The 15,141-nt window shown below is 46.5% G+C and carries 4 protein-coding genes; 3 read left to right on the top strand and 1 reads right to left on the bottom strand.

Features of this window, described 5'->3' with window-relative positions; genetic code table 11:
* The first annotated feature begins 100 nt into the window (after positions 1-100).
* From L6466_RS02135 to L6466_RS02125, 3 genes are all read left to right on the top strand, one after another.
* Positions 101-6,130 (top strand): hypothetical protein, encoded by a 6,030-nt coding sequence (locus L6466_RS02135; RefSeq protein WP_237802222.1) that lies wholly within the window; start codon positions 101-103, stop codon positions 6,128-6,130.
* A 306-nt stretch (positions 6,131-6,436) separates the two neighbouring features.
* Positions 6,437-11,182, top strand: coding sequence for an InlB B-repeat-containing protein (locus L6466_RS02130; protein WP_237802223.1), 4,746 nt, complete (start codon positions 6,437-6,439; stop codon positions 11,180-11,182).
* A gap of 147 nt (positions 11,183-11,329) precedes the next feature.
* On the top strand, positions 11,330-13,696 hold the full coding sequence (locus L6466_RS02125; protein WP_237802224.1) for a C10 family peptidase: 2,367 nt from the start codon (positions 11,330-11,332) through the stop codon (positions 13,694-13,696).
* 31 nt (positions 13,697-13,727) lie between these two features.
* On the opposite strand, the gene L6466_RS02120 is transcribed toward L6466_RS02125, so the two are convergent.
* A complete protein-coding gene (locus L6466_RS02120; RefSeq protein WP_237802225.1) occupies positions 13,728-15,083 on the bottom strand; it encodes a DUF58 domain-containing protein in 1,356 nt (451 codons plus the stop codon).
* Positions 15,084-15,141: the final 58 nt, after the last annotated feature.

The following is a 15,141-nucleotide window of genomic DNA, read 5'->3' as shown; positions in this document are numbered from 1 at the left end:
AATAATAGGTCCGCAGAAGGGCACAGAAGACCTACAAAACTAAAACTATAAGCGCTGACGGACCAGCAGGCGCATATTTCATTACTAACAAAAAACAATAATGAAACGAAATTTACTAAGAACGCTATTCCTAAGTATCATGATGATTTTGGGAGCAACAGGTGTTTGGGCTGATGAGATTACTGCCACGCTTGACCACACGGCTGGTGCTCAATGGGGCAGCAACACAGGTGCTTCAACTGTTGATGCAGAGAAAGAGCATTACAATAATGATGCTGCCACTGCATGGGCTGGTTGTGCCTACGCCAAGTTCTCGTACACCATTCCAGAAGGTCACTCTATCACAAAAGCCCAACTAACGTATAGTGTTAATCAGGGGGGCAGGTCTGGTCGTGATGACATTATCTATTACATGAAGAAAGATTTTGACCTTGATTGGGCTACATTCGCAGGTCAAACGGGTCTTGATCTCCGTAATGCAAGCAACCGCGCAGACAAAGCTGTTGCTGCTGCTTCAACAGGAGGTACTGGCGACAGAATAAATCTGTCACAGGATGTAACAGATGCCGTAAAAGCCATCTTCAATGAAGGACAGAACTACATCATTTTCCAATGGACAGGAAACGCTGGCGGTGCAGACCTTTATGGTAAAGCTTCAGCAAACGCGCCAACACTGGTTATCACTACTGCCGATGTCAGCAGTGTAACATCCTATACAGTAAAGTTTACTGACGGAACCAACGAACTCAAGGATGCTGCCGTTTATACTAATGTGGCTATTGGCTCTGAACAGACTGCAAGTTCTGCCGACATAGCTTCTTTCGTCGTGGGTGATAAAAAATACATCTATGTATCTGGCAATTCAACAATTACAACCGTAGCAGATGCTGCTACAAATGTGATTACATTAGTATTCCGCGAGGCCGCAACCTATAACTATACGGTTAAGAGTAGTCTTGGTACAACTATTTTTGAAGGAACAGGATTCGAAAGTGACGCAATCACTTATTATTTCCCTCAATACTTATTATCAGAGGGAGTATTATACAATACCCCAGCAAACAACAAGGAGTACCGAAACACTACAACTCTTGATGCAGACAACAAGGTCATTACAGTTAATTATTCTGCTACCGAGACAAATGACATCGTATTCCTGAAAGAAGCAGAAGATATCGAGGGAGCAACAGCCTCTGCCGCAAGTAATGCCGATATCCGCTGTTCAATGGGTAAAGGTGCTTTCTTTGCTAACGATGCTGTTGTTACGACCCTCCAACCTGGCAAGTACAAGTTGACCGCTCAGGTTTGGGGTAACGCTACTACTACCTTTGTTATCAAGGCTGGTGAAGCAACTGTATTGTCTATTGATACCAAAGGATACGTCTATTCTGAGACTTCAGAAGAATTTGAATTAACAAAAGCCACCAATATTACTATTCCTGCTGTTGGTAACGAGAACCGTGTTCTTGACCTTGTCTACATTCAGAAGACTGGCGACGTAGAGGTTGCTGATCCTAACGACTATACCAGCTATATCGTAAATGCTGACCTTACTGGTGAGGGGGGCTTCGATGCTACAGGCACGAAGGGTATTAGTGGCGGTATTGTGAAGGTCGGAAATGCTTCAGCATTCGACTTCAAGCAGACTATCGCGAACCTGCCCGCAGGTAAATATAAGGTAACTGCACAGGCTGCTTATCGCTTTGGTGCTGACGAGGCTGCAGAGGCTGCTGCTATTACAGCCGGTACTGACACTAAACTGGTTCAGCTTTATGCTACCGTAGGTGAGAAAACCGTAGCTACCAAAGTTCAAAACCGCTATGACGGTGCTTCTGAGACTGACTACGCCAACGGCAGCGGTTCTGTAACCGTGAACGAGAAGTTCGTTCCCAACTCATCTGATGCTGTGAAGGCTTGGTTTGCTGCTGGCAAGTATGTAAACGAGGTTACCTTCAACCTGCCTGCTGATGGTGCTGTTACAATTGGAATCAACAGAACCGGCACACCAGAGTCTGACTACACCGTTATTGGTCCTTGGACACTGACACGTCTCGGTGATGCAGAGGTTGAGCCAGAGCCTGCTATCGAGCCTGGAACCGATATGACAAGCAAGATTGTGAACCCAAGCTTTGAGACAGGTGACTTGACTGGCTGGACAGTAACTAATAGTTCTGATACTGGCGTTAAGCCTAACAGCAATGCTACCTACACCGCCGAGGGATGCGATGGTGACTATCTGTTCAACACATGGTGGAAAGGTAATCCCATCACTCAGACAATCGCAGGTCTGCCCAATGGTCTGTACGAGTTGAAGGTGCTTGTAACCAACGACGCTGGCGAAGGCAACAACGATAAGCCATGCATCTTCCTGATTGCCAATGGCGCCCACAGTGATGCCATTCCTACAACGACAAAGTCTAAGTTCGAAGAAGGAAGTCTGCAGTTCTATGTAATTGATGGTACAGCAACTATCGGCGTTGTCGGTGGCAATGGCGATGGTACATTCAACGCTGGTGGCTACTATTGGTACAAGGCTGACAATTTCCGTCTGAAATACGTAGCAGCGCTGCCTTCTGTTGACGATATCGAGATTCCTGAAGGCAAGATGAGTGTAGCAGCTGCCAATGCAATTACGACAGCTAAGGAAGCTGGTGATGTTATTGCACTGATGACTGCCGTAAAGAATGCCAAAGCATCTATTGAGGCTTACGCCCACATGAAGAAGGTGCTTGATGACATGACTGCTATAGCAGAGGCAACAAACGTCTATACTGCTGAGGCTAAGACTACATTCGATGCTGCCGTTGCCGCTGCACAGAAGGGATACGAAGAAGGTACGGTGAGCGATGCTGATGCTTCTGCATTCAACTATGGCTCTCGTCTTGAGGGAACCCTTCCCACCCTGCTGCTCTCTGCCTTTACTTCTACTGTTGAGGGCACTCCGTATATCAACACATGGAGTGTTGAGGGAAACAACGACGGTTCAAACTTCTACACCCCATTCTTCGAGTATTGGGTTAGCGATGGTAATTCGCTCGGTGCTAACGACATCACTGCTACACTGAACGGTGTTGAACCTGGTAAGTATGATGTTACCGCATGGGTACGCGTACGCGCTAAAAATGGTTATGAGGCTCCTGCTACTGGAATTACCATGCAGGCTAACGACGGCGAAGCTGTCAACGTAGCTGCAGGCGATCAGATTGGTACCTCACAGTTCTTCCTGAAGGAGTTCACTGCTACAGGTACTGTTGCAGAGAACGGCGTACTGAAGATCAAGTTCAACGTGGCTGCCGACAACAACATCTCTTGGCTGAGCTTCAAGAACGTAATGGTTACTAAGAATCTTGGCGAGCCAATCTTTACATTGAATGCCAAGGTTGGTGAAGAAGTATCTATCAAGCCTGGTGTATATGATGAGTTCGACGTCTTCTCAGTTGACTTTGGTGATGGTGTACTTGTAACAGACTCTGTAGGTCACCAGAATAAGGGTGTATGCGTCAATGATGGTACTGAGACCTGGCCTCAGAAGGAAGGTACTACCCACACTAGTGTTACTGAGTTCAAGGGTACTGTAGCTGGCGATGGTATTATTAAGGTATATGGTAACAGCGACATCTGGTATCTGGCTGTTTCTGGTGCTACCCTTGCTGTAGACCAGCCCAAGCTGAAGAAGGTTGTTCAGTTCACGATGAGCAAGGTAGCTGTTGAGTCTCTCGACCTGACAGGTCTTGATGACTTGAAGATCTTCGGCTTCTCACAGGGTTCTTTGAAGAACATTAATGTGAAGAACAATGCTGCTCTGACCAACCTCACTATCAACAACAACACTGCATCTGCCTTCGAGAGCGTCCTTGAGAGTCTCGACCTGAGCGGCAATGCCAATCTTGAACAGTTGAACGTGATGGCTGCCAGCGCAACCAAGCCTGGTGTTCTGAAAACTCTTGACCTGAGTGCTAACACGAAGCTCACCAACTTGTACGCTCAGTATAATGCTCTTGAGAGTGTGATTCTGCCAGAGAATGCAACACTTAGCTTCGCAAACCTGCAGAACAACAAGATTGCTACTATCGACCTGTCAAAGGTTGCCAGCCTGAAGGATACCTATCTGAACAATAACCTACTGACAGAGGTAGACCTGTCAAAGGTTGTTGAGGGAGCAAACTTGTATTTGGATGGTAACCAGTTGACTACTGTTAATGTTCCCGTTGTTGTTAAGAACCTTCAGTTGAACGACAACAAACTGACAAGTGCCACTATTGCAGGCGCTACAGCTTCTTGCAAGTTGGAAAACAATGCATTCACACTGGCTACGCTCCCTGCTCAGCCCGCAGGTCTGAACACTGCCAGCAAGACCAAGAAGTTCACCTACGCTTCTCAGGCTGCACTTGAGGTTGCTGAGACCGTTAGCGAGCTCGACCTCACTTCACAGCTGACTGTGGCTAAGGGTGAGTTGAATCCTGAGACTGTAGGAGAGGCTGCTGCCTATACTACATGGCTCGAGAACCAGACTACAACCTTCAGCTTCGTTACCGCTGGTGGTACTGCACTTGTTGAGGGTACCGACTATGAAGTAGTTGAGCCTGGTAAGTTCAAGTTCCTGAAGGCTCAGGAAGAGAAGGTACACGCTGTGATGCTGAATGCCGCATTCCCCAAGTTCACTGAGGCTGCTCCATTCACAACTACTGAGTTCACCGTTGAGGCTGCTACTGGAGAAGAATTTGAGGAAGTAAAGGTTACTTATGCATTAAAGGAAGGCGAGACTCACGTTTCTGCCGACGTTGTAGAGGTTAAGAACGAGGATAAGGTTGTAGCTACAATCACCTATGGTGAGGCTGGTGGTGAGGCCTTCCATGCAGCAGCTGCAAACGCTGCAGTTGAAGGATTTGAAGCCTTTACAGATGGTAACGGTCAAAACGGCAACAAGGAAGGTGGCACATTCTACACCATCGTTCCAAAGTTTGACGGTAAGATTGACGTTGCAGTCGTTCTGAACAAAGACAAGTCTTTCTACATCTTAGAGGATGGTACTGCACTGACCGACTTCGATGGAATCACAGTTTCTGATAAGATGTATGGCACCTTCACATTCGACGTGAAGGCAGAAAAGGCATACAAGATCTATGCTGCTGGCACTAAGTTGGGCTTCTACGGTTTCAACTACACCTATAAGCAGGCTAAGCAGCCCGAAGTAACAGAACTTGAGCTGACGCTTAACGTAGAGCGTTATACAGGCATGGGTTACGGTGCTACTGAGGCTACCGTAGACTTCACTGAGGCTAAGGCATTCCTGGGTGTTGAAGCTATCACAGAAGATATGCTGAGCGTTCTGAATCCCGATGGTAACGCCATCAGTGACTTTAAGGCTTACGACGGTTGGTTCAACGGTGAAGGAGTTGCCGAAACTTGGGGTGATAACACTAAGATCAACGTGAAGTTCTTCGAAGCAATCGCTGGTGAAGGCAAGTACAGCATCTGCGACATGAACGGTGCCGACGAGGTAGGCAAGACCTACAGCGTCAAGTGGCAGCTCGCAGCCAACGGTAAGAAGGTGATCTACACCATCAACGTAACATTCGTAGCTGCTCCTGAATTCAAGCCTGAGATTGTTAAGACAATCGACGTACCTGTATATATGACAGCTGAGGTTGCTTACGAAGAACTGACAGCTCAGTTTGATGCTGCCGAGGTTGCTACAGCACTCAACATTGCTTCTATCGCTGATGCTAAGGCTTACATCGTTAACGTGACAACAGGTAGCTTCGTTGAGAATACCACCGACGGATGGCGCGATGCTAATGGTGATGCTACTCAATGGGCAAATGCAACCAATGGCCTCTGTGCAAAGATTCAAGATCCTGCATCTGGTACAATTGATTACCTGGGTACCCACGACGCTAACTTCATGGAGAACGATACCTACACTGCAAAGTGGGGCTTCGTTGCAAACGAGAAGGCTGTGGTACTCAACATCAATATTACCTTCAAGTCTGCTGCCTTCATGACAAGAATTAATTCTCTGAAGTCTGACAGCCAGCAGGATACTATCTACAACATGAATGGTCAGAAGGTGAACAAGGCCAAGAAGGGTCTCTTCATCATCAATGGCAAAAAGACTGTTGTTAAGTAATAGCAATTCCCTACCCCTCTCTTGAGGGGAACCCAATGGCCCTCACCGCAAAAAAGCGGTGGGGGCTTTTTCATAAGCCCGGCTTATATTTGTCATAACTTACTGATTTAGCGCCATCTGCAAAATACTTAAACAATAAGCTACTTTTATGTTTGCTTATTTCCTTAGAAAAATGAGACAAATTAGCAAAACCTATGAAACAAAATGAAAAACGTCTTTACAAAATATATTGTACCTTTGCCACCCGAAACAATCTAATCACGTTTTATTAATTAACTTTTAATCATTAACTAAAAACAATTAATTATGCGAAGTATTACAAAATGGTTACTCACGTTCACATTGTTATGTATGATGGGCGTGGTAAATGCTTTCGCGCAAGATGGAACCAAGACGCCCATCCTTCTCGTTGACAAAAACGGAGAATTGGCGACTTCGGATTTTGACATCGTGCCGATAGCACCAAGTACTTTGGACAAGACAAACTTGTATTCAGCAACTTTCACACCGAAAGATGATTTCAAGAATGCCTTCCAGTACTTAAACATGGAAGTTGGCGATTACGACAAAATCGTCATCAAGTTCGCCGAGGCTGTTGCCGACGGATGGAACGTCAATGAATATGGCGGTTTCAAGAGTCTTAAAGGTTTGACAGAGTATGTTGTGAACCTAAATGGAACCCCCATTGAAGACTTTACAATTTTTAACTGGGGAGGTTGTCGTGCACCAATCACAATTTCCGAGTGCTACTTCTTTAAGTCTGCAGATCCTCTGGCAACACAGAAATCAGAGTTAAGCGCTGCTATTGCACTTGGTAAGATGTACAACGCTTTGGCTTACACAGATGCTACGTTTGGAACACTAACAACAAAAATTGCCGATGGTGAAACAGCTTTGGCTGCTGAGGGTGCTACAGCAGAGAGTCTGACCGCTGCTACTACTGCTATCAATGACGCTATTACAGCTTTGGCCTTCAAGGAAGGTTTCAGCAGTCTGAAAGACGTTCCCTTCGGAAAGTGGAACGGTTGGGGTGCTGATGCCCAGCAGACAAGCACATACAATACTACATGGGAACTCTTCAAGACTACAGGACAGTCATACGGCGACCCTGGCGTAAACGATTATGCAGATCTCTCTGCTTTTGACAAGCTGTATGTTACAGTTGCCAGCGGAACACCACGTATTCTGTTGAACCGTGATGCAGACAATGGCCAATGGAACGCAACTGAGGCTGAATCACATCTTATTGACAACACCGTGGGTGATGCTGATAGTTGGCATCAGAAATACTTCGCTAAGGAAGGTAATGTATATTCTGTTGATTTGAAACAATTGACCACAGACAAGGGCTTTGCTCACCTTCACTCTATCAAAAGTAGGGATAACAACGTCGTAACAGGCCTGTTCCTTTACAAAGCTCCTGCAGCAGCCGTAGCGACTGAAGTTACATTTGACTTCGATGGTGGTAACCATGCTACATCTAGCAACAACTCACATGATGGCGACATCACTGAGGACGAAATTTTGACACAAGACGGTGTAACAATGACTATTACGCCAAGTGGAGGTTCTACAGTTAACCGTTATTGGGGTACAAGCCCAAAGATGCGTATGTACGGTGGTACAATGACTATCGTTGCTCCTGAGGGCAAAGCTATCACAAAGGTTGTTTATAACAATGGAAAATGGAATACTGCTAACACTATTAATGGTATTGTTGCAGAAAAAGGTGAATGGACCGGTAATTCTACAAATGTTGTTCTTTTCGTATCTGCAAACACTCAGATCAAGAACGTTATTGTAACTGTGGCAGATAAAAATGATGAAACCACAACTTTCACTCCTGCAGAACCCGTTCACATTGCAAACACAGCTGAGACTGCTTACACTGTTGCTGAAGCTATTGCACTGATTGATGCCGGTGAGGCTTTGAACGAAACCGTATTCGTAAAGGGTATCATCTCTAAGATTGAAAAGGTTAACGTAGATGCCGAAGATGCCACTAAGAACTATATTACTTATTGGATTTCTGCTGATGGCACAGAAGAAGGTCAGCAGTTCGAATGCTTCAAGGGCCTGACCATGGAAGGTGTTGCATATACCGACATCAAGGTTGGTGCTGAGGTAATCGTAAAGGGTATACTGACCAAGTATCAGGAAACCTACGAGTTCAAGCAGAACAACGAGTTGGTAAGCTACGTGGCTCCAGTTGAGCCAACAGAGACAATCGCTGCTACTTTGATTAAGCCTACTACTGGTATCGCTACAGAGTTCACAAGTGTTGCAGATCTTACTGGCGTAAACTTCGCCATCATCAATAAGGAAGAAGGAAAGGCTCTCTACGGTTCTAACAATCAGAACCTGGCCTATGACACTTACGCAAATGCTTTCTCAAGCTCTAACTCTGGCTATCTGTGGAAGCTCGTCAGCCTAGCTGATGATGCAGATGCAGACGTACATGAATACTATCGTTTCCAGCTCATTACTCCTACTGGCGCTGACTACAACTGCTGGGGTATGGGTGGTTGGCTGAACTCACAGCCTGCAAATAAAGACTGTTCATTCATTCTCGGTCTGGATAATAAGAACGGTCAGGATATAAAGAATGGTGCTGTTTACGATGTACAATATGTAGAAGGAAAGGGCTTCACCATCAAGAATATTGGTACTGGTCTGTATCAGGGTGCCAACAATGGCCCCGCAAAGAATGAGGAGCCTACTTACTTCACATTTGCTACCGTTTCCAACACCTATGTTCCTGCAGTTGAGGCTCTGCTCGCTGAAGGCGCTAAGTATAAAGCTATCGTGAAGGATGAGGCTGCTCTGACTGCATACAATACAGCTATTGCAGGTATCGACGTTACAGCTATCACCGGCGACGGTCTTGAGGAGGCTAAGAAGGTTGACGCTGCTATCACTGAGCTGGCTAAGGCCGTTCCTGCCGTTGCCGGACAGGTCTATACCCGTACAATCGTAAACCCAAGCTTCGAGTTTGGAAACATCGATGGTTGGACAAGCAAGGATGGCGGTAATTCTGTCAACAACGGTAACTTCCATCAGGCTACAGGTTCATTCTTCGTTGAAAAATGGACTAACTCTGCAAATGGTGGCAAACTCTCTGACGGTTCACTGACTCAGGTTATCGCCGGTCTGCCCGCTGGTAAGTATAAGCTGACTGCAGAAATGCAGAACTTGGAACAAGGCAACGGTGATGCTGCTGGTAAGGGCTTCTACCTCATTGCAAACACTGATAGCATGGCTGTAGTTGTTAGCGGTGAGACAGTTACCGTAGAAACAGAGCTCGCACGTAAGGCAGACCTGACTATCGGTGCAGTTATGAAGGGGTGTACCGGTAACTGGGTTTGCGTGGATAACTTCCAGCTCACACTCGTTGAACCTGCTCCTATTCCCACATTGTATGCCATTACTATTGCAGAGACACAGAATGGTACTGTTACAGCAAACGACGTAGAAGCTACCGAGGGTGAAGTGGTAACCCTTACTGCTAAACCCGCAGAAGGCTACATCGTTGACGAAGCTCACGTAGTATACGGAGAGAATCAAGAAGCAGAACTCACCATCAACGAGGCTGCCAATACTGCAACATTCACTATGCCTGCAAGTGCAGTTACCGTAACCATCACCTTCAAGGTTAATCCTATTGTTACTGCTAAGGCTGATTTGGAGGCTGCCATCACTGCAGCCAAGGCTATCGAAACCGAAGGCAAGAATGGTGCAGATGCACTGGCTACTGCTATCACAGATGCCGAGATAGCTTTGAATGCTGCTGACGCTACTGTTGAAACTATCGCTACCGCAAAGGCCAATCTGGCTGACGCTATCATCCTGTTTGACAAGGCAAACCTTGATGCTAACCTCATAGAGATTGCACAGGAACAGCAGGATCAAGAGGGTGGTGTTGTAACTCTGGCCACATCCGAAAAGAATGAAAAGACTGGTGTAATAACCTATACTACTAAAGACCAGGTTAGCGTTATCTTCAAGATGAAGAATGTTGATGTATCAAATTGCGACTACATTCTCTTCAAGTTTACAGAACCCACACCTGCAGGTCTCAGTTATGCATTCTGGACAAACAACAAGAACAAGGAACTGCCTGCTGGCATTACCGAGTTCAAGTATGTCTTCGCAGAGGATAATGAAAGTGAAATCAAGGATGGTATTATCCCTGAAATCAGTCTTCTGACTATCTTTACTGGTGCAGGAAAGGTTGTTAAGGTTGCCGGTGTCTATAAGCATCAGGTTCCTGTAGAGGTTACTCATACTTGGGACTTCACAAAGTGGAGCGAGGCTACCGTTGCAAACCTGAAGGCCGAGGCCGCAAAGGTTACTGTATCTGCTGATCCTGACAAGGAAGGTAACACGAAGTGTGAGGACAACGGAGCACTGTGGTCTGACCACGAAAAGAAGCCCGGCACGACCTGTGATACTTATGCCGCTTCAAAGGACAACTGCTTCTGGTATGTTGGAGGCGAGGCTACGCCTACTGCCAACGGTACCGCTATTGCAGAGTTTGCCGGTCTGCAGTTCAACACTGCTTACGGTGCTTCTCGTGCACTGGCTATTGCAGTGAACTATCCTTCAACTTCTATTGGTACTTATAACGGTCCTTCATACCTCTGGTTCGGCGGTAAGGGTCAGACCATTATGACTATCCCCGCAGTGAAGGGTGGATCTACCATCAAGATTGGTGTTGAGTCACACAAGAGCAGTGAGGCTCGTGGCATACAGTTGTTCGCAGGTGAGACAGAGTTGAAGGACGCTGAAGGCAACGCCGTTGCAGCTCCTAAGACTTACACCGAGCAGACGTGGGTTGTTCCCGCAGGTGTTGCTTACGACATCGTTGTGAAGAACACCAACGGCTGCCACATCTACTTCATCGATGCTGAGCAGGATGAGAATACTCTGACAAGCATCAACACCGTGAAGAGCAACGTGATGAACAATGCTATCTACAACCTGAACGGTCAGAAGGTGAACAAGGCTCAGAAGGGTCTCTTCATCATCAATGGCAAGAAGGTCGTTAAGTAATAGACATTCCCTACCCCTCCCCACATAAGGAGGGTACAAAACGGCCCTCACCGCAAGATGCGGTGGGGGCTATTTTTTATAGATAATTGCAAGTATATCAAGATTTATTATTACCTTTGCCAACAAAATGACCAAAACCATCATGATATGAGAAAACTATTACCTATTCTATTCCTGTTTGTCACCGTAACATCATGGGCAGGCAATGTAACGGAAAGTGAAGCTCTGCAGAAGGCAAAGGCCTTTATAGACAGTCAGCGAGCCACGCAATCACAACGCCAGATGAGACTGGCAGCCAAGAGCACGCAGGTAAACAAAGAGTTGACTACCGCCACGAAGGAGAGCTTCTACGTGTTTAACGTGGGACAGAACGATGGTTACGTCGTAGTCAGTGCCGACGACAGAACCCCAGCCATCCTGGGCTATGCCGACGAGGGGACATTCAATAGGAACGACATACCAGACAATATGAAAGCGTGGCTGCAAGGATACACATACCAACTGGAATACCTGGCCACCCATGCCAACACCAGAAGAGCCGAGACGGCAGAGCACGCCACCATCAGACCACTGATACAGAGCACATGGGATCAAGGCAGTCCTTATAACAACAAATGCCCCATGGATGGTGACAAGAGAAGTCTGACTGGATGTCTGGCAACCGTCATGGCACAAATCTTGAATTATTATCAATATCCCGAAAAGACCACGAGCACTATTCCAAGCTATACAACAGGAACAAAAGGTATCACAGTCAATGAAATTCCTGTAACAACCATTGATTGGAGTAATATCAGAAACAACTATAACGGAAACGAGACTGCGGCTCAGAAAAATGCCATCGCCACACTGATGCAATTATGCGGCGCCAGCATGGAGATGGACTACACCTCCTACAGTAGTTATGCCTACATGATACCCGCACTCAATGCATTTAAGAATTACTTCGACTATGACACGAGCTTGAGGCATGTAAACCGAATTGAATTCAAAGCCAGCGAATGGGACGAATTAATCTACAACGAACTGGCCCAAAAGCGTCCCGTATACTATTGCGGACAATCAATTGGCGGTGGACATGCCTTTGTGATTGACGGCTATAGCAAGGATGGTCTCTTCCACGTGAACTGGGGATGGGGCGGTAGCTGCAACGGCTATTTCCTGCTGAGTATCCTCGACCCACATAGTAATACAGGTAGCGGCGCCAGCAGTAGCAGCGATGGCTACAGCTTTGATCAGGATGCTATCATTGGCATACAGCCCAACACCGACAACAAACCAGAATGGGGAGTAAGAATGACATCAGAAGGGCTATATACAAATTTAAGCGTAGTGAACAAACAGGGAAGCTATTTTCCCATCTCTCTGACAGCCACTTTCTATAACCGTACTGGTGCCACACAAGACTTTGACCTTGGCATAGGTGTGTACGACAAGGACAACAAGGAGGTATCCGCCCAGAAAATGAACGATGGCAGATTTGCTGAAAGTTGGGGTTATAATGGAATCACCTACAACTGCAACATTCCTGCCCTACCCGATGGCACCTATGCCATTACTGCTATCAGCCGGGAAAAGGGTACAGACACATGGTATCAGAATTCAAGAAGCTTCCAGTATTACATCACCGCTACCATCAATGGCAACCAGATGACGCTGCAGAACCCAACTGTTGATGCGAGTGGCTCAGTAGCAGTAAACGGTAACATGGAGGTATACAGCACGCAAACAGCCAAGGCAACTATCAAAAACAACGGTACATTCTTTAACAACGTGGTATTCCTGCTGGTTAACGGTGAGCTCAAGGGTGGAAGACATCTTGAGATAGCTCCAGGAGAGACAGCCGACTTAGATATGAATTTCACTCCTGAAGAGACAGGAGAGCATACCATTGTATTTGCCCTGAAAACATGGGTCTTCGACGATGAGCAAAACCAATGGATGGAGCAATACAACGAGCTTGCCAATACCACAGTGACCATCAAGGCTGCCAAGACCAACGAACTGAAACTGACCAATGGCATGTTGCTCAATGCTGATGCCAATGGTTATATCAAAAGCAATGTTGCCAAGCTCAGGTTCAAGGCCCAGAACGCGAAGACAACCAGTGATTACTACGACAATATCCGCGTGAGAGTGCTGCAAAACAGCGATGGAGGTAATTATTACTGGGATATCACGTCAGTTGAGATTCCTGTACGTCTGGGCAAACTCAAGAGTGAGACCTTCGAGGTAGAGGTACCACTGGAAGTAGATGGATATTACTGGTTTAACATCTCGTATAAGACCGATGGTTACTATCTTGGCAATGACCTATGGGATGATCGTAATATCAACCTGATACCATTCAAGGTTGAGATACCTGCACCTACAGCCGAGGAGCTTGGTGTAGAGCCTATCACAAAGACCAAGACCCCAAGTATTGTCTACGACTTGCAAGGTCGCAACATAGACAATAATATGATGAAGAAAGGTCTTTATATCAAGGACGGCAAGAAAATCATCAAGAGGTAAGAAAACCATCTTACCTCTTCCATCATCCATTTTACATCTTACTTTTTATCTCCAGATACTTGTTAATCACGTCGACGGACAGATTCCGAGGCGTGGTTAACAAGCTTTGTATACCATACTGTCGGAGTGTCTGCACAATCAGGCGCTGCTCATAGGCAAACTTCTCTGCGATGACATGCTGATAAACTGACTCAGTAGAAGGAGAATTGAAAGATGAAAGATGAGAGATATGATTAGAGTCTGTTGTGAACTGCGAATGATGAGCTATGAACTGAGATAGCTCTTCGTCCTCGAAGAATACCACCAACAGGCGATGACGCATGTTTAGCTGGCGCAAATACTGCAACTGGCGACGCATAGATGCCATTGAGGTAAACGAGGTATAAAGAATCAGCAAGGAACGGCGTGTTACGTGGCGGGAAAGGCCTGCCATCAAAGCTGAATAGTCGGTCTCACCAAACTGTGTCTGTTCGGCATACAGAGCCTCTTGAATCGTCTGCATCTGTCCCTCCTGTTTAGAAGGCGCCACAAAGGTCCCGAACTGGTCGGCAAAGGTCACCAAACCAGCTTTATCCTGCTTATTGATTGTGACGTAAGAGAGCACTAGAGCCGCATTGATGGCATAATCCAGGAGTGTCATCTCCTGAAAAGCCTGCTGCATCATGCGCCCTTTGTCGATGACAGAGAATACCTGCTGCGAACGCTCGTCCTGATAGACATTAACCATAAGCTGATGACGACGAGCCGTAGCACGCCAGTTGATGGTGCGGTAGTCATCACCCACGACATAGTCCTTAATCTGCTCAAAGTCGGTATTATTGCCTATACGACGGATACGCTTGATACCCATCTCCGTAAGGTTATTGCTCATAGCCAGCAGTTCATACTGGCGAAGCATCATATAAGAAGGATAGACCTTAACGTCCTGCGGTTCACAACAGGTATAGCGACGCTGTACAAGTCCTAACAGCGTACTAACGAAGACACGCACACGTCCAAAGCTATAGATGCCACGCTCCGTTGGGCGCAACTGATAGGTAATCGTAGCCTCCCCCATCCTTCTGACGTCGGCCAGGAACAGGATGTCGCGACGCTGGAAGACGGGCGGCACCTCGTCGATAACCTCCGTATGAACCCCGAAGGGATAACTGCTCTCCAGACGAATGCCCACAGGATTATCGTCGCCATTAGAGAAACGCGGCGAGAGGGTACGAAAAGCCCGGATGCCCCTCCTGCTCCACAACAACACGATATCCACCACGACACCAGTCACCAACAGCCAAAAGAAGAGACGACCGATGGTGAACAGCGGCGGCACTGCGTATCCCATTGCAATAATCAGGATAACAGCAGATAGCAGATAATAAAAGCGATACCTTAAATACACTTTTTTCTTTAAAACAACGAATTACACGAATTATATTCGTTCCTATATCTTAAACATG

The organism is Prevotella communis (genome assembly GCF_022024175.1).
Taxonomy (GTDB): Bacteria; Bacteroidota; Bacteroidia; order Bacteroidales; family Bacteroidaceae; genus Prevotella; species Prevotella communis.
This window is presented reverse-complemented; position numbering and strand designations above follow the sequence as displayed.

Excerpts from the sequence above, each read along its gene's own strand:
- L6466_RS02130 (WP_237802223.1), top strand. The coding sequence starts at position 6,437 with ATGCGAAGTATTACAAAATGGTTACTCACGTTCACATTGTTATGTATG.
- L6466_RS02125 (WP_237802224.1), top strand. The coding sequence starts at position 11,330 with ATGAGAAAACTATTACCTATTCTATTCCTGTTTGTCACCGTAACATCA.
- L6466_RS02135 (WP_237802222.1), top strand. The coding sequence starts at position 101 with ATGAAACGAAATTTACTAAGAACGCTATTCCTAAGTATCATGATGATT.